Origin of the sequence: Azospirillum argentinense (genome assembly GCF_000632475.1) — a bacterium.
Classification (GTDB): Bacteria; Pseudomonadota; Alphaproteobacteria; order Azospirillales; family Azospirillaceae; genus Azospirillum; species Azospirillum baldaniorum.
The window spans coordinates 2,305,041-2,324,019 of sequence record NZ_CP007793.1 but is presented as its reverse complement, the minus strand read 5'-3'; the positions used below and the strand labels follow the sequence as shown (position 1 = coordinate 2,324,019).

General features: G+C 68.9%; 19 protein-coding genes. 4 read left to right on the top strand and 15 right to left on the bottom strand.

Going from position 1 to position 18,979, the window contains the following annotated elements; all coding sequences use genetic code 11:
• Position 1: 1 nt before the first annotated feature.
• From grxD to ABAZ39_RS10925, 5 genes are all read right to left on the bottom strand, one after another.
• Entirely contained in the window at positions 2 to 343 is a 342-nt protein-coding gene (grxD, locus tag ABAZ39_RS10945; protein WP_014239508.1) for a Grx4 family monothiol glutaredoxin, read from the bottom strand.
• A gap of 48 nt (positions 344 to 391) precedes the next feature.
• Complete coding sequence (locus ABAZ39_RS10940; protein WP_038531271.1) at positions 392 to 631, bottom strand: BolA family protein; 240 nt, start codon at positions 629 to 631, stop codon at positions 392 to 394.
• Positions 632 to 944: 313 nt separating this feature from the next.
• Positions 945 to 3,125 carry a phosphoribosylformylglycinamidine synthase subunit PurL gene (gene purL, locus ABAZ39_RS10935; RefSeq protein ID WP_051658101.1) on the bottom strand — a complete coding sequence of 727 codons (2,181 nt, stop codon included), beginning with the start codon at positions 3,123 to 3,125 and terminating at the stop codon, positions 945 to 947.
• A gap of 32 nt (positions 3,126 to 3,157) precedes the next feature.
• Positions 3,158 to 3,862 carry a phosphoribosylformylglycinamidine synthase subunit PurQ gene (purQ, locus tag ABAZ39_RS10930; protein ID WP_038529323.1) on the bottom strand — a complete coding sequence of 235 codons (705 nt, stop codon included), beginning with the start codon at positions 3,860 to 3,862 and terminating at the stop codon, positions 3,158 to 3,160.
• Positions 3,863 to 3,961: 99 nt separating this feature from the next.
• Positions 3,962 to 4,858 carry a LysR substrate-binding domain-containing protein gene (locus tag ABAZ39_RS10925; RefSeq protein WP_038529321.1) on the bottom strand — a complete coding sequence of 299 codons (897 nt, stop codon included), beginning with the start codon at positions 4,856 to 4,858 and terminating at the stop codon, positions 3,962 to 3,964.
• A gap of 101 nt (positions 4,859 to 4,959) precedes the next feature.
• Between ABAZ39_RS10925 and ABAZ39_RS10920 the strand changes: the two genes are divergently transcribed.
• Positions 4,960 to 6,135: an MFS transporter gene (locus tag ABAZ39_RS10920; protein ID WP_038529319.1), complete on the top strand. Its 1,176-nt coding sequence runs from the start codon at positions 4,960 to 4,962 to the stop codon at positions 6,133 to 6,135.
• Positions 6,136 to 6,139: 4 nt separating this feature from the next.
• Here ABAZ39_RS10920 and ABAZ39_RS10915 read toward each other — a convergent pair whose 3' ends face one another.
• The 5 genes from ABAZ39_RS10915 to ABAZ39_RS10895 form a co-directional block, all read right to left on the bottom strand.
• Entirely contained in the window at positions 6,140 to 6,829 is a 690-nt protein-coding gene (locus tag ABAZ39_RS10915; RefSeq protein WP_038529317.1) for an MOSC domain-containing protein, read from the bottom strand.
• The gene (locus tag ABAZ39_RS10910; protein ID WP_051657951.1) at positions 6,826 to 7,494 is read right to left on the bottom strand and encodes a DNA-3-methyladenine glycosylase family protein; all 669 of its coding nucleotides are present in this window, start codon (positions 7,492 to 7,494) and stop codon (positions 6,826 to 6,828) included. Before ABAZ39_RS10910 ends, ABAZ39_RS10915 begins: the two co-directional genes overlap by 4 nt.
• A gap of 92 nt (positions 7,495 to 7,586) precedes the next feature.
• On the bottom strand, positions 7,587 to 7,829 hold the full coding sequence (gene purS, locus ABAZ39_RS10905) for a phosphoribosylformylglycinamidine synthase subunit PurS (protein WP_038529315.1): 243 nt from the start codon (positions 7,827 to 7,829) through the stop codon (positions 7,587 to 7,589).
• 46 nt (positions 7,830 to 7,875) lie between these two features.
• A complete protein-coding gene (gene purC / locus ABAZ39_RS10900; RefSeq protein WP_014239519.1) occupies positions 7,876 to 8,640 on the bottom strand; it encodes a phosphoribosylaminoimidazolesuccinocarboxamide synthase in 765 nt (254 codons plus the stop codon).
• 116 nt (positions 8,641 to 8,756) lie between these two features.
• Complete coding sequence (locus ABAZ39_RS10895) at positions 8,757 to 9,533, bottom strand: NRDE family protein (protein WP_038529313.1); 777 nt, start codon at positions 9,531 to 9,533, stop codon at positions 8,757 to 8,759.
• A 152-nt stretch (positions 9,534 to 9,685) separates the two neighbouring features.
• On the opposite strand from ABAZ39_RS10895, the gene ABAZ39_RS10890 reads away from it, so the two are divergent.
• Complete coding sequence (locus ABAZ39_RS10890; RefSeq protein WP_038529311.1) at positions 9,686 to 10,006, top strand: DUF1476 domain-containing protein; 321 nt, start codon at positions 9,686 to 9,688, stop codon at positions 10,004 to 10,006.
• Between the two features lie 117 nt (positions 10,007 to 10,123).
• Here ABAZ39_RS10890 and purB read toward each other — a convergent pair whose 3' ends face one another.
• A complete protein-coding gene (gene purB / locus ABAZ39_RS10885) occupies positions 10,124 to 11,419 on the bottom strand; it encodes an adenylosuccinate lyase (RefSeq protein ID WP_035671612.1) in 1,296 nt (431 codons plus the stop codon).
• Between the two features lie 338 nt (positions 11,420 to 11,757).
• Between purB and ABAZ39_RS10880 the strand changes: the two genes are divergently transcribed.
• Positions 11,758 to 15,012, top strand: coding sequence for a bifunctional diguanylate cyclase/phosphodiesterase (locus tag ABAZ39_RS10880; RefSeq protein WP_051657950.1), 3,255 nt, complete (start codon positions 11,758 to 11,760; stop codon positions 15,010 to 15,012).
• 25 nt (positions 15,013 to 15,037) lie between these two features.
• Here the strand turns inward: ABAZ39_RS10880 and ABAZ39_RS10875 are convergent, their stop codons facing one another.
• The 4 genes from ABAZ39_RS10875 to sfsA all read right to left on the bottom strand — a co-directional run bounded on the left by ABAZ39_RS10875 (position 15,038) and on the right by sfsA (position 18,016).
• Entirely contained in the window at positions 15,038 to 15,463 is a 426-nt protein-coding gene (locus ABAZ39_RS10875) for a tellurite resistance TerB family protein (RefSeq protein ID WP_038529309.1), read from the bottom strand.
• An 84-nt stretch (positions 15,464 to 15,547) separates the two neighbouring features.
• Positions 15,548 to 16,327 (bottom strand): RadC family protein, encoded by a 780-nt coding sequence (gene radC / locus ABAZ39_RS10870; protein WP_081862965.1) that lies wholly within the window; start codon positions 16,325 to 16,327, stop codon positions 15,548 to 15,550.
• 55 nt (positions 16,328 to 16,382) lie between these two features.
• Positions 16,383 to 17,153 carry a type I methionyl aminopeptidase gene (gene map, locus ABAZ39_RS10865; protein ID WP_372684157.1) on the bottom strand — a complete coding sequence of 257 codons (771 nt, stop codon included), beginning with the start codon at positions 17,151 to 17,153 and terminating at the stop codon, positions 16,383 to 16,385.
• A 134-nt stretch (positions 17,154 to 17,287) separates the two neighbouring features.
• A complete protein-coding gene (sfsA, locus tag ABAZ39_RS10860; RefSeq protein WP_038529305.1) occupies positions 17,288 to 18,016 on the bottom strand; it encodes a DNA/RNA nuclease SfsA in 729 nt (242 codons plus the stop codon).
• 91 nt (positions 18,017 to 18,107) lie between these two features.
• Between sfsA and ABAZ39_RS10855 the strand changes: the two genes are divergently transcribed.
• A complete protein-coding gene (locus ABAZ39_RS10855) occupies positions 18,108 to 18,890 on the top strand; it encodes a competence/damage-inducible protein A (RefSeq protein WP_038529303.1) in 783 nt (260 codons plus the stop codon).
• Positions 18,891 to 18,979: the final 89 nt, after the last annotated feature.

Genomic DNA, 18,979 nt, shown 5'->3' with positions numbered 1-18,979 from the left:
ATCAGGCGTTGGCGCCCGTCGCGACGCCCTTGTCGGCCAGCAGCGACTGCAGCTCGCCCGACTCGTACATCTCGCGCACGATGTCGCAGCCGCCGACCAGCTCGCCCTTGACGTAGAGCTGCGGGAAGGTCGGCCAGTTCGAGTAGTCCTTCAGCCCCTGGCGCAGGCCCGGGTCCTCCAGGATGTTGATGCCCTTGAACTTCACGCCGACGGTGCTGAGCACCTGGACGACGGCGGCGGAGAAGCCGCACTGCGGGAAGACGGGCGTGCCCTTCATGTACAGCACGACATCGTTGCCCTTGATGTCCTGCTCGATGCGATCCTTGACGTTCTGGTCAACCATGTCTTTCGGCCTTCTTACGATGTCATCGTGTCTTTGCGGGATACCGTCCTACGCGCCTTCCGGCACGGCGGTGGTCAGGGCCAGGGCGTGCAGTTCCCCGCCCATCCGGCCCTGGAGGGCGGCGTAGACCATCTGGTGCTGCTGCACGCGCGACTTGCCCTTGAAGGCGGCGGAGGTGACCAGCGCGGCGTAATGGTCGCCGTCGCCGCGCAGGTCGGCGATCTCCACCGTCGCGTCCGGGATGCCTTCCCTGATGAGCTTCTCGATCACCGCGGCTTCCATCGCCATGGCCGTCATCCTGTTCCGTCAATCCCTGCCCATGCGGGCGCTGCCCGTATAATTAGGCGGAGCGGCCGGGTTTGTCACCGGAGAAGCGACGACATTCCGCGGTGCGAAGGGTTGGCGCCACCGGCCCCCACCCTGACCCTCCCCCGCTGGGCAGGGGAGGAGACCAAATTCCCTCTCCCGCCCAGCGGGGGAGGGAAGGGGACCGCGGCGAAGCCGTGGGAAGGGTGGGGCAAAACTCCGCCCCAAAACGAAAAGGCCGGGCGACGCATCCGCCGCCCGGCCTTCCGTTCTTCGAACCCTCAACCGCGTCCGATCACTCGGCGGCGGCCATGTAGCCGGGCAGCCAGGCCTCGTTGGCCTTCTTCAGGCGGGCGATGGTGATCGCCTCGCCGCCACGGCCGGTCAGCGCCGTGCCGTTGGTCTTACCGAGCAGGCTCACCGGCACGCCGGCCGCCTTGGCCTTCTCCTGCACCGCGGCGGCCTTGTCAGCGCGGACGGCCAGGACGTAGCGGCCCTGGTCCTCGCCGAACAGGGTGCCGGCGTCCGCACCGTCGAGGCCCGACAGGTTGGCGCCGATGCCGCCGGCCATGGCCATCTCGGCCACGGTGACCAGCAGGCCGCCGTCCTGGATGTCGTGGCTCGACACCACCAGACCCTCGGCGATCAGGCCGCGGACGAACTCGCCGTTGCGGCGCTCCACCGCCAGATCGACCGGCGGCGGCGGGCCGTCCTCGCGGCCCAGGATCTCCCGCAGGTAGAGCGATTGGCCGAGATGGCCCGCGCCCTCGCCGACGAGCAGGATGGTGTCGCCCTCGTTGCGGAAGGCGATGCCGACGGCGATCATGGCGTCCGGCAGCAGGCCGACGGCGCCGATGGCCGGGGTCGGCAGGATCGCCTCGCCGTTGGTCTCGTTGTAGAGCGACACGTTGCCCGACACGACCGGGAAATCCAGCGCGCGGCAAGCGTCGGCCATGCCCTGGATGGCGCCCACGAACTGGCCCATGATCCGCGGCTTCTCGGGGTTGCCGAAGTTCATGTTGTCGGTGACGGCCAGCGGCAGGGCGCCGACGGCGGACAGGTTGCGGTAGGCCTCGGCCACCGCCTGGGCGCCGCCGCGCACGGGGTCGGCAAGGCAGTAGCGCGGGGTGCAGTCGGTGGTGACGGCGATGCCCTTGCTCTGGCCGGGCAGCCGCACCACGCCCGCGTCGGCCTGACCGGACATGAAGCGGGTGTCGCCGTTCACGAGGCTGTCATACTGCTCCCAAATCCAGCGCTTGGACGCCTGATCGGGGCAGGACATGATTTTTTCCAGGATGTCGCCCAGCGTCTTGTCGGCCGGCAGGGCGCGCACGGCGTCCTCCAGCTCCGCGGCGGCCGGGGTCGGCTCCCACGGGCGGTCGTAGAGCGGCGAGGCGTTGGAGACCGGGGCGATCGGCATGTCGCACCAGGTCTGGCCGTGCATCTTGATGATCAGCTTGCCGTTGTCGGTCAGCGTGCCGATCACGGCGAAGTCCAGCTCCCACTTGTCGAAGATCGCCTTGGCGACCTCCTCGCGGCCGGGCTTCAGGATGATCAGCATGCGCTCCTGGCTTTCGGAGAGCATGATCTCGTAGGGGGTCATCCCCTCCTCGCGCATCGGCACGTCGTCGAGCACCAGCTCGATGCCGAGGCCGCCCTTGCCGGCCATCTCGACCGAGGAGGAGGTGAGACCGGCCGCACCCATGTCCTGGATGGCGACGATGGCGTCCGTCTCCATCAACTCCAGGCAGGCCTCGATCAGCAGCTTCTCGGTGAAGGGGTCGCCGACCTGCACGGTCGGGCGCTTCTCCTCCGAATCCTCGCTGAACTCGGCCGACGCCATGGTGGCGCCGTGAATGCCGTCGCGGCCCGTCTTGGAGCCGACATAGACCACCGGATTGCCGACGCCCGCGGCGGCCGAATAGAAGATCCGGTCGGCCTTGGCGACGCCCACGGTCATCGCGTTGACCAGGATGTTGCCGTTGTAGGCCGGGTGGAAGTTGGTCTCGCCGCCGATCGTCGGCACGCCGACGCAGTTGCCGTAATGGGCGATGCCGGCGACCACGCCCGACACCAGATGGCGGGTCTTGGGATGCTCGGGCGCGCCGAAGCGCAGCGCGTTCATGTTGGCGATGGGCCGGGCGCCCATTGTGAAGACGTCGCGCAGGATGCCGCCAACGCCCGTCGCCGCACCCTGGAAGGGCTCGATGTAGGACGGGTGGTTGTGGCTCTCCATCTTGAAGATGATGGCGTCGCCGTCGCCGACATCGACCACGCCGGCGTTCTCGCCGGGGCCGCAGATGACCTGCGGGCCGGTGGTCGGCAGCGTCATCAGCCACTTCTTCGACGACTTGTAGGAGCAATGCTCCGACCACATCACCGAGATGATGCCCAGCTCCGTGTAGGTCGGCTGGCGCCCCAGGATCTCCAGGGCGTTGTTGTATTCCCCTTCGGACAGGCCGAACTCGCGGGCCATCTCCAGGGAGACTGCGGGCTGCTGCGCGGTGGTCACGACAGGGCCTCCACCAGACCATCGAACATGGGCTTGCCGTCGGTGTTGCCATGGAAGGCGGACACCGCGTCCTCGGGGTGCGGCATCAGGCCGAGCACGGTGCGCTTGGCGTTGAAGATGCCGGCGATGTTGTCCAGCGAACCGTTCGGGTTCCAGTCGGTCGGGTTCCAGCGCGGGTCGGCGCTGCCCTCGTCGCTGACGTAGCGGAAGGCCACCTGGCCCTCGCCGTCCAGCCGCTTCACCGTCTCCGCGTCGGTCCAGTAGTTGCCGTCGCCGTGCGCCACCGGGTAGCGGACGATCTGGCCCTTGCGGTACTTCGCCGTGAAGGGGCTGTCCGTGTTCTCCACCCGCAGGTGCACGGTGCGGCAGATGAACTTCAGCTTGGCGTTGCGCATCAGCCCGCCGGGCAGCAGTCCCGCCTCGGTGATGATCTGGAAGCCGTTGCAGATGCCGAGCACCCGCACGCCCTGATCGGCCCGCGCCTTGACCTCGCGCATGATCGGCGAGTGCGCCGCCATGGCGCCGGAGCGCAGATAGTCGCCATAGGAGAAGCCGCCCGGCACGAGGATCAGATCGACCTTGGGCAGTTCGGTGTCGCGGTGCCAGACCAGATGCGGCTTGGTTCCGCTGGCGGCCTCCAGCGCGGCGACGGCGTCGCGTTCGCGGTTGGAGCCGGGGAAAACGATGACGGCGGCCTTCATGGGGCTTGGAAAATCCGGCGTCGTGGGGGGAACGGTTCGAGGCCGGACACTAAAGGCCCCGCCCCGGCAAAGCAAGGGCAAGGACCCCGCCATTCTCCCTTATCGGCCCTGCGTTGACGCGCTGGCGGCCTGTTCGCGCAGCCAATCGGGGAAGGCGGGCGCCTCGGTGTGGCCGCGCTGGCGGCTTTCCAGCAGGTAATAGTGACCGGACACCACCCCTTCGGCCCCCAGCGGCGCGGTCAGCCGCCCGGTCTCCAGCGGGCGCTCCACGAACAGCCGCGGCACGATGGCGACGCCAAGCCCGTCCTCCGCTGCCTGGATGGCGAAGTAGGTGTGGTCGACCTCCATCCGGTTGCGGAAGGCGTCCAGCTCCAGCCCGTGGGCCGTGCTCCAGGCCGGCAGCAGGTCGGCGCGGGCGCGGATGGTGATGACCGTCCGGCGGGTCAGGTCGGCGGGGCTGCGCAGAGTCTCCAACCCCGGCAGGGAGGGGCTGCACACCGGCACGCAATGCTCGCTCATCAGCGGCAGCGGCTTCAGCCCGGCGAAATGGGCGGGGTCGCGGCGGATGGCGTAGTCGAAGGGACGGCCGATGTCGATCGGGCCGGGGGCGGTGGACAGCGACACCGCCAGCTCGGGAAAGCGCTGCTGGAACAGGGGCAGGCGCGGCAGCAGCCAGTGCATGGCGAAGGTCGGGATGCAGTCCACCCGCAGCGTCCGCCGCCCGTCGCCGTCGAGCAGCGTGTCGGTCGCCTGCTGGATCTCGGTGAACAGGTCGGCGATGCGGGTGAAGTAGCGCGCCCCGGCCTCGGTCAGCCGGACCTGCCGCTGGCTGCGATCGAACAGGGGAACGCCGAGAAAGAGTTCCAGGCTGCGGATCTGGCGGCTAACCGCGCCGGGGGTGACGTTCAGCTCCTCCGCGGCGAGGCGGAAGCTGGAATGGCGGGCGGCGGCGACGAAGGCGCGCAGGGCGTTCAGCGGTGGGAAGCGGGAGGCCATTCGTTGAGCTTTTCTCACCGGTCGGCGGAAGACAAGTCGTTTGTCGGTTTCCTACCGGCTGGCTAGGGTGCCTGCCGCTTTCCGTCGCCCCCTGGTCCGTCATGTCGCACATCACCCGCCGGCTGGTCTGGTTCCTCGGCGTCTCGCAGCTGCTGTGCTGGGGGATCTCCTATTACCTGATCGCCATTTTCGGAAACCCCATGGCCACCGACCTGGGCCTGAGCCTGCCGGTGGCCTTCGGCGGCTTCACGGCGGCGCTGCTGGTCATGGGGGTGGTGTCGGGCAGCGTCGGGCGGGCCATCGACCGCTGGGGCGGACGCCCGGTGATGGTCATCGGCTCGCTGCTGACGGCGGCGGGGTGCCTGGGGCTGGCCACCTCCACCGGGCTGGTGAGCTATTACGCCTCCTGGCTGGTGCTGGGTCTGGCGATGCGGGCGAGCCTGTACGAGGCGGCCTTCGCCGCCCTGGCCCGGCTGGGTGGCCCGCTGGCGCGGGTGCCGATCTCGCAGATCACGCTGCTGGGGGGGCTGGCCTCCACCGTGCTGTGGCCGGTGGGGCAGGCGATGGCCGACGCGTGGGGCTGGCGCGGCGCCCTGGTCGCCTACGCCGTCATCGCGCTTCTGACGATCCCGCTGCACGCCGCCATCCCGTCCGACCGCTACGTGCGCCCGGCGGCGCCCGCCGGGACGGAGCCCGCCGGACTCGTGGACCCGCGACGGCGGGCCTGGGTGGCGCCGCTGTTCTACATGGTGATGACCACGGCGGTCGGCGTGCTGACCTCGGCCATGTCGGCGCACATGATCGGCATCCTGGTCGGGCTGGGGGCGGCGCCCGCGGCGGCGGTGTGGATTTCCACGGTGCGCGGCGTCGGCCAGTCCTCGGCCCGGCTGTGCGAGGTGCTGTCGGGGTCCCGCCTGCACCCCACCGCCCTGGCGCTGCTCGCCTGCGGCCTGCTGCTGCCCGGCTTCATCATCGGCTTGTGGAGCGGCGCGGTGCTGGCCGCCGGCGTCGCCTTCTCCCTGCTGTTCGGGGCGGGGGCCGGGCTGGCGACGATCGTGCGCGGCACGCTGCCGCTGGTGCTGTTCGACCCGCAGAGCTACGGCCGGACGGTCGGGCGGCTGCTGGTGCCGAGCTTCTACGCCGCCGCGCTGGCACCGATGGGCTACGCGGTCATCATCGAGCGGGCGGGAGAGACGGCGGCGCTTCTGCTGTCCGCCGTCCTGGCGCTGGTGGCGGTGGGTGCGGCGGGGGTGCTGTGGGCGACCGCCCGCCGCTGAGGGATCAGTCGCCGCCGTTCAGGCGCTTGGTCCAGTCCTCGACGCCCTGGGTCAGCCGGCGTTCGGCCAGCGTCCTCCACGTCTGGGCCAGCACCGGCAGGGCAGCCATCTCGGCCAGGGCGTCGCGGTTCTGCGTGTCCACGTAGAGGACGTGCAGCAGCCGGGCGAGCGTCCATTGCGGGTAGGGGCGTTCGACCAGGGTCAGCCGGTCGCCGGGACCGATCATGCCGGTTTCCGGCACGCGATAGTACCAGCCGGTGCGCCCGGTGGTCTGGACGCGCTTGGCCATGTCGGGCACGGCGAAGCGGTGGTTCAGCTTCCAGCAGGGCTGGCGGGCCTGGGCGACCTCAAGCAGGGCGGTGCCGGCGCGGAAGCGGTCGCCAACGCAGACATCGGCTTCGGTCAGGCCCAGCGTCGCGAGGTTCTCGCCGAAGGCGCCGGGCTGGCCGAGCAGCGGCACGTCCCCGCCCAGCTCGTCCCGCCACGCCGGGTGGTGGTCCAGCGGGTAATGGTGGATGGCCTTGTCCGGCCCGCCATGGACGCGGCGATCGGCCTGCTCGTCGTCCAGGAAGCCTTCGGGGCCGACCGCGCGCGGGCCGTCCACCGGGGACTTGGCGATGGCGCTGGTCCGCCCCGGAGGGCCGAAGGCGGCGGCCTTGCCGACGAGGACGGCGGTGATGGTGGTCTCGGTCACGGTGTCGTCTTTCCTTTGGGCGTCTTCTTGCTCTTGGCCGGCCTCTGTTTGGCCGATTTCAGGGCCCTGGCCTGCTCCTGCAGGGCCACGTAATGGTGCCAGACGAGCTGGGCGGCGAGGCTGCGGTGCGGGCGCCAGGGTTCGGCGACGGCGATAAGCTGCGCCTGGGTCGGCTTCTCCACCCATCCCTTCAGCCGCTGCACGCCGAGCTGGATGGCGAGGTCCCCCACCGGCCAGATGTCCGGCCGGCCGAGCGCCATCATCAGGTAAATCTCGGCGGTCCAGCGTCCGATGCCCTTCAGCGCGATCAGGGCGGCGATGGCCTCCTCGTCGTCCATCTTGTGAATGGCGTCGAAGTCCAGCCGGCCGTCCGCAACGGTCTGGGCCAGCCCGCGGGCGTAGCCGATCTTCTGGCGCGACAGGCCGCAGGCCCGCAGATCCTCGTCGGGCAGGGCCAGGATGGCGTCGGGGGTCACCACCCCGACCATGGCCTGGAGCTTGGCCCACAGCGCCGCGGCGACCGTGGTGGACAGCTGCTGCTCGATGATCAGGCAGAGCAGGCCGGAGAAGCCGTCCGGGCGGCGGAAATCGCGCACCGTCGGGCCGCCGACGCGCAGGGACTCGGCGAAGATGGGATCGAGCGTGGAGAGATGGTCGATGGACATGGTCGAACGAAAATGGGGGATGCGCAGCGGTTGCGCATCCCCCATTTTCCGACAGGCAGGATTGAGCGCGGACGGCCTTAGGCCATCAACTCTCAGGCCACCAGCTCGATCGCGTAGTCTTCGATCACGGTGTTGGCCAGCAGCTTGGTGCACATGGCCTCGACCTCCTTGCGGGCGGCGGCCTCGTCGGTGCTCTTGAGCTGAAGCTCGATGACCTTGCCGGCGCGGACGTCCTCGACGCCGTCGAAGCCCAGCGTGTGCAGCGCGTGCGCGATGGCCTTGCCCTGGGGGTCGAGAACGCCGCGCTTGAGGGTGACGTGAACCTTCGCCTTCATCGGATGTCCGCTCGCTTGATGGTGCTGATGGGGTGGGGAAAACGGATTATTGGACGGTCTTGGGACCCTTGACGTCCACCGGGCCGCCTTCGGGCAGGATGCCGAGGCGCCGGGCGACCTCCTGGTACGCCTCCTCGACCTGACCGAGGTCCTGGCGGAAGCGGTCCTTGTCCAGCTTCTCGTTGGTCTTGATGTCCCACAGGCGGCAGTTGTCGGGGCTGATCTCGTCGGCCAGGACGATGCGCATCTCCTCGTTCTCCCACAGCCGGCCGAACTCCAGCTTGAAGTCCACCAGCCGCAGGCCGATGCCGAGGAAGAGGCCCGACAGATAGTCGTTCACGCGGAGCGACAGCGCCACCATGTCGTCGAGGTCCTGCGGAGCCGCCCAGCCGAAGGCCGTGATGTGCTCCTCGGTGACCATGGGATTGTTCAGCTCGTCGGACTTGTAATAATACTCGATGATCGAGCGCGGCAGCGGGGTCCCCTCGGGGATGCCGAAGCGCTTGGACAGCGAGCCGGCGGCGGTGTTGCGCACGACCAGCTCGATGGGGATGATCTCGACCTCGCGAACCAGCTGCTCGCGCATGTTCAGGCGGCGCACGAAGTGCGTCGGCACGCCGATTTCCGACAAACGGCTCATCAGGTACTCGGAGATGCGGTTGTTCAGCACCCCCTTGCCGGTGATGATGCCCTTCTTCTGGTTGTTGAAGGCGGTCGCGTCGTCCTTGAAGTACTGCACCAGCGTGCCCGGCTCCGGACCTTCGAACAGGACCTTCGCCTTGCCTTCGTAGATGCGCCGACGTCGTGTCATGAGAGATCGTCCAAAAACGTGTAGCCTGGACCGGCGGGGGACCGGTCCAGGGGATATGCACGAGTGATATAGCAAGCTGGCCCAGGGAACACAATGCGCGGGGTCCGCCGCCGCCCCTACCCCAACGAGACGGGTTGCCACGGCGCCTCGTGAGGGCGGCCGGCGGCGAAGTGCCAGACGGGGTCCAGGTCCGGGCGCTCCACGGCGGGGAGGGCGATCAGCGCGCTCGACACCGTGCCGAAGCCGGTCGGCAGCAGGAAGTTCATCGCCCCGCGCTCGCCCCGCTCGCCGTCCCAGATGCGGCTCGCCAGCAGTTCCGGCCAGCCGCCCCACAGGTTCCCGTCCTCGCCCCGCTCCGGATCGGGCGGTGCGGCGTGCTGGAAGAGGGGGAGATACTGGGCCTGCCGCGGGTCCTCCGCCACGTCGTCCAGATCGCTGGCGGTGATCATGTGCGCGCCTGCGGGGATCTCGATCATCTCCGGGCGGTTGCGCGGGGAGGGGCCGCGGTGGACCAGAAGCCGGGCGTCGCGGTTGTCGGCGATCAGCAGGTTGAAGGGGCGGTAGGCCCGCGTGTCGAGCTGCGCCATGGCCAGCGCCGCCTCCGCCGCGTCGGCGAAATCCAGCGCGTCGAGCACCAGTTCCCCGCGCGACCGCTTGCCGGCTTCCGGCCCCAGCGTGCCCATGCGGTTCAGCACGGCGGCGACGACCCCTTCGTCGTTCAGGCCCAGCCAGGAGCCGCCGGCCAGCTCGTCCAGTCCGGCGACGACGTTGGGGCGGTCGGGCCAATGGCGCGCCGGGGCCTTCCAGGGCCGTCCAGCCATCTCGTCGCGGTTGGCGCCCAGGATCAGGGGCCACGTTGCGTCCGGTCGTCGCAGGAGGATCACGCTGCACATGGGGAATCTTGCCTTCCGCTTCCCTCTTGGGTATGTCGCCGCACGCCGGATTCACCGATTGGCCGGTGGGTGGGGGCGATGACGACGCCCAATCCACCGGCTATATAGTCTTGTATCTGGGAGCGCAAAACCAATCCAAGGAGCCGGGTCCCATGACGACCTTCGACGAGCGCGAGAGGGCCTTCGAGAACAAGTTCCAGCACGACCAGGACCTGCTCTTCAGGATTCGTGCACGCCGCAACCGGCTGGCCGGGCTGTGGGCCGCGAGCTTGCTGGGCCTGACCGGGGGCGAGGCCGACGCCTACGTCCGTCAGGTCATCGACGCCGACATCGGCGCCACCGGTCCGCACGACGTCCGCGACCGTCTGGCCGCCGACCTGCACGCCAGGGGCGTGGACATCTCCGACCACCGCGTGGAGAAGGAGCTGGCTCGTCTGCTGGACGTCGCGCGCGTGCAGGTGCACGCGGAGTAGAGTTTTCGTGGGGGGAGGTGTTGCCCCCTCCCTAACCCTCCCCCGCTCTCGCAGGGGAGGGGAAAAAAACTCCCTTTCCCGCGAAGCGGGGTCCGACGGCCAAAGCCCCCGGACCCCTCACTCCCCGAACACGCGCTTGAACACCATGTCGACGTTCTTCGTGTGGTAGGTCATGTCGAACATCGGGGCCAGCGTCTCGCGGGAGATGTGCTTGGCCACGTCGGCGTCCGACGACAGCAGGTCGAGGAAGTTGCCGCCCTTTTCCCACACCTGCATGGCGTTGCGTTGCACCGCCTTGTAGCTGTCCTCGCGGCTCATCCCGGCCTGGGTCAGGGCCAGCAGGACGCGCTGCGAGAAGACCAGGCCGCCCAGGTCGTCCAGGTTCTTCTGCATGCGCTCCGGATAGACCACCAGCTTGTCCATCATGCCGGTCAGGCGGGCCAGCGCGAAGTCCAGCGTCACCGTGGCGTCGGGGCCGAACATGCGCTCGACCGAGCTGTGGGAGATGTCGCGCTCGTGCCACAGGGCGACGTTCTCCAGCGCCGGGACGACGGCGGCGCGGACGATGCGCGCCAGACCGGTCAGATTCTCCGACAGCACCGGGTTGCGCTTGTGCGGCATCGCCGAGGAGCCCTTCTGGCCCGGATGGAAATACTCCTCCGCCTCGCGCACCTCGGTGCGCTGCAGGTGGCGGATCTCCACGGCCAGATTCTCGATCGACGAGGCGATGACGCCGAGCACCGAGAAGTAGAAAGCGTGACGGTCGCGCGGGATGACCTGGGTGGACACCGGCTCCGGCGTCAGCCCCATCTTGGCGGCGACGTGCTGCTCGACCCGCGGGTCGATGTTGGCGAAGGTGCCGACGGCGCCGGAGATGGCGCAGGTGGCGATGTCGGCGCGCGCCTGGACCAGACGCTCGCGCCCGCGGGCGAAGGCGGCGTAATGGCCGGCCAGCTTCAGGCCGAAGGTCGTCGGCTCGGCGTGGATGCCGTGGCTGCGCCCGATGGTGACGGTGTCCTTGTGCTCGTAGGCGCGGCGCTTCAGCACAGCCAGCAGCTTGTCCATGTCGTCGAGCAGCAGGTCGGCGGCCTGGGTCATCTGCACGGCGAGGCAGGTGTCCAGCACGTCCGACGAGGTCATGCCCTGGTGGACGAAGCGCGCCTCCGGCCCGACATGCTCGGCGAGGTTGGTCAGGAAGGCGATGACGTCGTGGCGGGTCTCCCGCTCGATCTCGTCGATGCGGTCGATCTCCCACTTGCCGCGCTCCCACACGGCGGCGGCCGCCTCCTTCGGGATGACCCCCAGCTCCGCCTGCGCGTCGCAGGCGTGCGCCTCGATCTCGAACCAGATGCGGAACCGGTTCTCCGGCTCCCAGATGCGGGCCATTTCGGGGCGGGTGTAGCGGGGGATCATCGGACTCTCCGGGGGTGGCGGACCTGAACGCTTCGGCGGCGGGCGGGGGATGCGTTTGGGCCATTGCCATGGCGGAAACCGCCCCCTGTTGCCCGCGCGCGGGACCATAACCGCGCCGGACGGCGCTGCAAAGCCCCTTCACAGCCCCGGTGGACACGGGATGCGCGTCATAAGGTTTTCGAGGGCAGGCTTGTCTTCCCGGAAAAATCGCAAAGACTGGCGATTCGTCGCGCCGGTTTCCTCACCTTGAACTTGCCGAGTCCCCGCCACGCGCACTAATGATCTACTCTGTTCGCCGCGGACGGGTTAAGCCGGGCGTGGTTCCAGGAGGGCTTTCCTTGTCCGATCCGATCGCCGAGTTGATGCGCGAGCCGTCCCGGACTTCGGACGAAAGGCGCCTTTACCGCCTGCAGTTCCTGGCGTCCCTGTTTCTGATTGCGGCGGTGGTGGGGGGCTTGGGCGCCTACTTCATCTGGCAGCACCGGCTGGATTTCGAAGCCGACCTGAAGCAGACCGAAGCCCGCTACCTGGAAGTGCAGCGCCAGACCCTGCAGGAGGAGCTGGAGAACGCCCGCTCCTACCTCGCCTACATGCGGTCACGCACCGAACCGCTGCTGCGCGCCGAGCTGCGCGCCAAGGTGGACGAGGCCTATGGCATCGCCTGGACCATCTACGAGCGCGAGAAGGAGTATCTGCCCGAGGAGTCGATCCGGCAATCGATCAAGGAGACGCTGCGGCCCCTGCGCTTCTTCGGCGGGCGCGGCTACTACTTCATCGACGACATGCAGGGCACCTGCGTGCTGCTGCCCACCGCCCCCCAGCGGGAGGGCAGCTCGCTGCTCGACAACCGCGACGACCAGGGGCGCCCGATCATGCGCAACCTGATCCGCGCCGTGGACGATCCGGAGATGCAGGGCTTCACCCGCTACCGCTGGTACGCGCCAAGCAACCCGCACAGCATGTCCGACAAGTTCGCCTATGTCCGCCGCTTCGAGCCGTTCAACTGGCTGATCGGCACCGGCGACTATGTCGGGGCGGTGGAGGAGAAGCTCCAGCGCGAGACGCTGGAGCGGCTGCGCGCCCGGCGGTTCGGGGATTCGGGTTTCATCGCGGTGCTGCGGGAGGATGGCGAGGTGCTGCTCTCCCCGACCTCCCCGGCGGCGGAGGGCAAGAACGCCGGCGACCTGCCCTGGGAGACAGAGCGGGATCTGGTCAGCCGCCTGCTGGAGGCCGGTCTGACGGGCGGGGGGGAACTGCGCTTCGACTGGGTGCATCCGGTCACCGGGCGCCCGGCGCCGAAACTGTCCTACGCCACGGCGCCGGACGTCTGGGGGTGGGTGCTGGTCGCCGGCTTCTACACCGACGATATCGATTCCGTGCTGGCGCAGCGGCGGGCCGAGATCAGCGCCGGCATGAAGAAGCGCATCCTGACCACGCTGACGGTGCTGGCGCTGGCGCTGGGCGCCTCGGCCTGGGTGTCCTGGCTGGTCACCGGCTGGGTCCGCCGCATCGTCCGCGGCTACCAGTCCAACATGCGGGAGAGCGACAGCATGCTGCGCGAGCGGGCGCGGCAGCTCTACCTCGCCAACTTTTTCGTGGACCATGTGTCCGAGATCGTCGTGCTGGCGGATGCGGAGCTGCGCATCGCCTACGTCAACCCCTTCGGCTGCGACGCGCTGGGCGCCCCGCTGGCCGGGCTGGCCGGCACGCACGCCGACCTTCTGGAACGCTTCCGCGACGAGGCGTCCGAGGCGTCGGCCCATTACGAGACGCTGTACCACACCCGCGGCGGGCGCGCGCTGGAGCTGGAGGTGACGGCGAGCCGCGTCACCTACGAAGGCGACGCCTACTACTGCGCCATCGCCCGCGACATCTCGGAGCGCAAGCGCGCGGAGTGGGAGCTGCGGCTGTCCGCCAAGGTGTTCGACAACGCCGCCGAAGGCATGGTCGTCACCAACGAGAAGAACCGCATTGTCGCGGTCAACGACGCCTTCTGCCGCATCACCGGCTACAGCCGCGAGGAGGTGATCGGCGGCGATCCGGCCATGCTCTCCTCGGGCCGGCAGGACGGCGCCTTCTACGCCGCGATGTGGGTGAAGCTGAAGGAGGAGGGCCACTGGTCCGGCGAAATCTGGAACAAGCGCAAGTCCGGCGAGGTCTATCCGGAATGGCTCAGCATCCAGATGGTGCGCAACGAGGCGGGGGAGGCCGTCAACTACATCGCCGCCTTCTCCGACATCACTGAGAAGCGCGCCCAGGAGGAGCGCATCCGGCATCTGGCGCAGTATGATTTCCTGACCGACCTGCCCAACCGCTTCCTGCTGCGCGACCGGCTGGAGCGCGCGATGCTCGCCGCCGACCGGCACGGCACCAAGGTGGGGCTGCTGTTCGTCGATCTCGACCGCTTCAAGACCATCAACGACAGCCTGGGGCACGGCGTCGGCGACCGGCTGCTGCGTGCGGTGGGGGCGCGGCTGCTGGGGACGGTGCGGGCCAGCGACACCGTCAGCCGCCAGGGCGGCGACGAGTTCGTCATCCTCGTCAACGACCTGGACGGTCCCGACGCGGCCTGTTCGGTGGCCCGCAAGGTGCTGCGGGCGATGACCGAATCCTTCCCGGTGGACGGGCACGAGCTGCAAATCTCCCCGTCCATCGGCATCGCGCTCTATCCCGACGACGCGACCACCATCGACGCGCTTCTGAAATGCGCGGACATGGCGATGTACGCCGCCAAGGAGGCGGGGCGCGCCAACCACCAGTTCTTCACGCCGGAGCTGAACAAGCGGGCGTCGGAGCGGATGTGGTTGGAAAGCAACCTGCGCCACGCCCTGGCCGACAACGAGCTGGAGCTGCATTTCCAGCCGCAGTTTGCGGTGGACGGCCGCCGTCTGGTGGGGGCGGAGGGGCTGCTGCGCTGGCGCCGACGCGACGGCACGATGATCCCGCCTGGCCAGTTCATCCCGGTGGCCGAGGACACCGGCCTGATCCAGCCGATCGGCGACTGGGTGCTGGGCGAGGCCTGCCGCCGCGCTGCCGACCTGCTCGCCCGCGGCCATCCGCTTCTCATCGCCATCAACCTGTCGGCGGTGCAACTGCGCCGCCCCGGTCTGGCCGACCGCGTGGCCTTCTGGCTGGACGCCTACAAGGTGCCGGCCCGCTGCCTGGAACTGGAGGTGACCGAAAGCGTCCTGATGGACGAGTCCGACATGGTGAGCGGCACCTTCGCCCGGCTGCGCGAGATGGGGGTGGCGCTGGCCATCGACGATTTCGGCACCGGCTATTCCAGCCTCAGCTATCTGAAGCGCTTCCGCGTCGACAAGCTGAAGATCGACCGCTCCTTCGTGACCAGCCTGACCGACGGCTCCGATGGCGGTGCCATCGCCGAGGCGATCATCGGCATGGCGCGCTCGCTGCGCATGCAGACACTGGCCGAGGGGGTGGAGACGGAGGAGCAGTTCGGCGGGCTCGCGCGGCTGGGCTGCGACCAGATCCAGGGCTATCTGCTGGGCCGCCCCATGCCCTACGACGATTTCGTGGCCTTCATCGCCCGTCACGCCGACGCCCCCGAAGCGGTGGGGGAGACGGTCGGCTGACGGGCGATGCGCCACGAAGCCGGCCTTACGCTCCCAGCACGCTGCGGTCGTTCTTGGCGACCAGCGCCTGGAAATAGGGGCCGAGCTTGGCGTCGTCGAGGCCGAAGGCCTGCTGGAAGCGCGCGATCAGGTCACGCTCGCCCTGTTCGGCTTGGCCGTCGGCCATGGCGCTGTCGATCATGTTCAGCAGGATGCACAGCCGCTGCTGTTCGTTCAGGTTCGGCGTGGCGGCGGCCAGGAAGGCGTCGGGCGGGGTGCTGCGCGCGTACTTGAAGCAGCGGTCCAGCTCCTCGCGCGTGGCGCTGCGGCCCATCACCGACAGCAGATGGCCGACCTCCTCCGGGTCCAGCTCGCCGTCCGCGCCCATGCAGTAGATCAGCGAGACGACCAGCGTCCGGCGGGGGGTGAGATCCAGCGGCGCCGATCCCTTGAACATGTCGAAAAGGCCCATGGTGCTACCTCTGTGGTGACGAACGCCGCACATATGGGGGCGCCGGTCGGGCCAACAAGATGGGACTGCAGAACAGGGTTGCGGCTACAGCAATCCTTGGGCTTTGAAGCTGACATGCTTGCCCTTGCCGACGATGATGTGATCGTGGACCGCGATGCCCAGGCTGTGGGCGGCGCGCAGAATCTCCTTGGTCATCTCCACGTCGGCGCGGCTGGGGGTGGGGTCGCCGGAGGGGTGGTTGTGCACCAGGATGATGGCGCTGGCCGACAGCTCCAGCGCGCGCCGCACCACCTCGCGCGGGTAGACCGGGGTGTGGTCCACCGTGCCGGTCTGCTGCACCTCGTCGGCGATCAGCTTGTTCTTGCGGTCGAGGAAGAGCAGGCGGAACTGCTCCATCGGCTGGTGGGCCATGGCGGCGGTGCAGTAATCCAGCAGCGACTGCCAGTTGGCCAGCACGGGCCGGTCCATCACCCGCTGACGCATTCCGCGCAGCGCCGCCGCCCCGACCGCCCGCAGCATTGCGACGGCCTTGTCGGAGGCCAGCGAGACCTCCCCCACGCAATAGCCGCGCAGGCGAGGCGGCGGGGCGTTGACGACGCTCCAGAGGTCGCCGAAATCGCGGATCAGCGCCTTGGCCAGCGGCTTCACGTCGCGGCGCGGGTTGACCGCGAACAGGATCATCTCCAGCAGCTCGTAATCCTGCAGCGCGTCCGGCCCGCCATCGAGGAAGCGGGTGTAGAGACGCTGGCGGTGGCCCTTGTGATGGGTCTCCTCCACGGAGACGTCAGAGGGCGGCTCCAGCCCGGGAAGCCGCTGAGCCTCCTCCGCATCCCCCGATCGCTTCGCGCTGTTCCGTCCCGCCATCCCGACGCCACCATACGAGTGTGTGCGTCGGGACTATACCTCTTCCGCGCGAAAATCACACGGCTGCGGTCGCTTCCTCGGCCGGGACGGCGTAGGGGGGCTTGTGGAAGCCGGCGGGGGACAGGGTGAAGATCTCGCAGCCGTCCTTGGTCACGCCGATGGAATGCTCGAACTGGGCGGACAGCGACTTGTCCTTGGTCACCGCGGTCCAGCCGTCGCCGAGGATCTTCACGTCGTAGCGGCCGGCATTGATCATCGGCTCGATGGTGAAGATCATGCCCTCGCGCAGGACGGCGCCGGTGCCAGGGTTGCCGAAATGCAGGACCGACGGCGGCTCGTGGAAGACGCGGCCCAGCCCGTGGCCGCAGAAGTCGCGGACGACCGAGTAGCGGTGGCCTTCCGCGAAGGTCTGGATGGCGTGGCCGACGTCGCCCAGTGTGGCGCCCGGCTTCACCTGATTGATGCCGATCATCAGCGCGTCGTAGGTGACGTCCACCAGCTTCTTCGCCTTCACGCCGACGTCGCCGCACAGATACATGCGGCTGCTGTCGCCGTACCAGCCGTCGAGGATGGGCGTGACGTCGATGTTCAGGATGTCGCCGTTCTGCAGCCGCTTGTCGCCGGGGATGCCGTGGCAGACCACATGGTTGACGGAGATGCAGTTGGCCTTCGGGAAGCCGCGGTAGCCGAGCGGGGCCGGGACGCCGCCATGGTCGCGGATGTATTGCTCCAGCAGCCGGTCCAGCTCGCCGGTGGTGACGCCGGGCTGGACGTAGGGCGTGATGAAATCGAGCGTGGCCGCGGCCAGCCGTCCGGCCTTGCGCATGCCCTCGAAATCCTCCGGCCCATGAATCCGGATGCGATGGGAATCGAGGTCGTCGTGGTCCAAGAGAATCGTCCCCTACAGATCAGGTCCCAGGAAAACCCGCCGGCAGGCCCGGCGGTGAACACGTATCGCGGTCAATCCGTGCGGATCGGCAGCGGCCGTTCCAGTTCGATCGCCTGCGGGGTGATCCTACAGGACCAGCACACGGCTTCCACCCCCGATTCGAACGCGAGGCGCAATCCGGCGGCGTAGGCAGGGTCGATGTCGGCGGCGACTCGGAAGTAGGCGCAGTCGGCGCGCTGCACAAGGTAGACCATGACCGCCCGCGCGCCCTGGCGGACCATCTCGGCCATCTCCACCAGATGCTTGGCGCCGCGGGCGGTCACGCAGTCCGGGAACTCCGCGGCCTGCCCGTCGCCCTGCGCGGGGCGGCGCAGATGGACGTTCTTGACCTCGACATAGGCCGGCGGCCGGGCCTCGTCCTCCAGCAGGATGTCGATGCGGGAGTTGCGCCCGTACTTCACCTCGCGGCGCAGCCGGGCGTAGCCGGCCAGTTCCGGGATGGTGCCGGAGGCGATGGCGGCGGCGACCAGCCCGTTGGGATGCGACGTGTTGACGCCGACGAGGCAGGGGGCGTCCGGATCGTCCAGCGCCTCGACCAGCTCCAGCGTATGGGCGAGCTTGCGCTTGGGGTTGTCCGACCGTGACAGCCAGACGGCGGAGCCGGGGGCGTCCACCCCGATCATGCTGCCCGAGTTCGGCACATGGGCGGTGACCAGGGCGCCGTCGAGGTCCACGTCGGCGAGGAACCGCTTGTAGCGGCGGACGAGGCGGCCTTGCAGGAGGGGGGTGGGGAAGCGCATCTTGGGCTCTAGGTTAAAGCGCGCCCCCGCCGTCCGGCAAGCCCGCCGGTCCCGCCCTCCCCGCACCAACCGAGAACGGAGCCGACTCCGCATGTCCTCGCCCGCCTCCTCCGCCACGCCGAACCCGACCGCCGCCGTCCTCGTCATCGGCAATGAGATCCTGTCGGGCCGCACCAAGGACGCCAACCTGCCGCACATCGCGGAGAAGCTGGCCGGCATCGGCGTCCGTCTGCGCGAGGCGCGCGTCGTCCCGGACGTGGAGGAGGAGATCATTACGGCGCTGGACGCCCTGCGCGGCCGCTACGGCTACGTCTTCACCACGGGCGGCATCGGGCCGACCCACGACGACATCACCTCGGCCTGCGTCGCCAAGGCCTTCGGCGTGCCGCTGGAGCGCAACGCCGAGGCCGTGGCTAGGCTGGAGCGCCATTACGGTGACCCGTCGAAGCTGAACGAGGCGCGGCTGCGCATGGCCAACATCCCGGCGGGGGCGTCGCTGATCGACAACCCGATCAGCGCCGCGCCGGGCTTCCGCATCGGCAACGTCTTCGTCATGGCGGGCGTGCCCAACATCATGCAGGCGATGCTCGACGGCGTCCTGCCGCAGCTGGAGGGCGGGCCGGGCCTGCACGCCCGCACGGTGGCCTGCGAACTGGCCGAGGGGCAGATCGCCGCGGACCTCGGCGCCCTGCAGGACCGCTACGCGGACCTGGAAATCGGCAGCTATCCCTATTTCCGCAACGGTTTCTTCGGCGTCAGCCTCGTGCTGCGGGGCACGGACGAGACCCGCGTGGTGGCGGCCACGGAGGAGCTGGCGGGCATCGTCCTGCGCTTGGGCGGTACGCCGAACGTCACGGTGGGGACCAAAGGCTAGAGAGGTCTCTAGGACGCCAAGCCATCCTTGGTCATATTGTCGCCGCCTTGGGTAATTCTATGTTGAGGACTGGGACGTGACGGTCATGA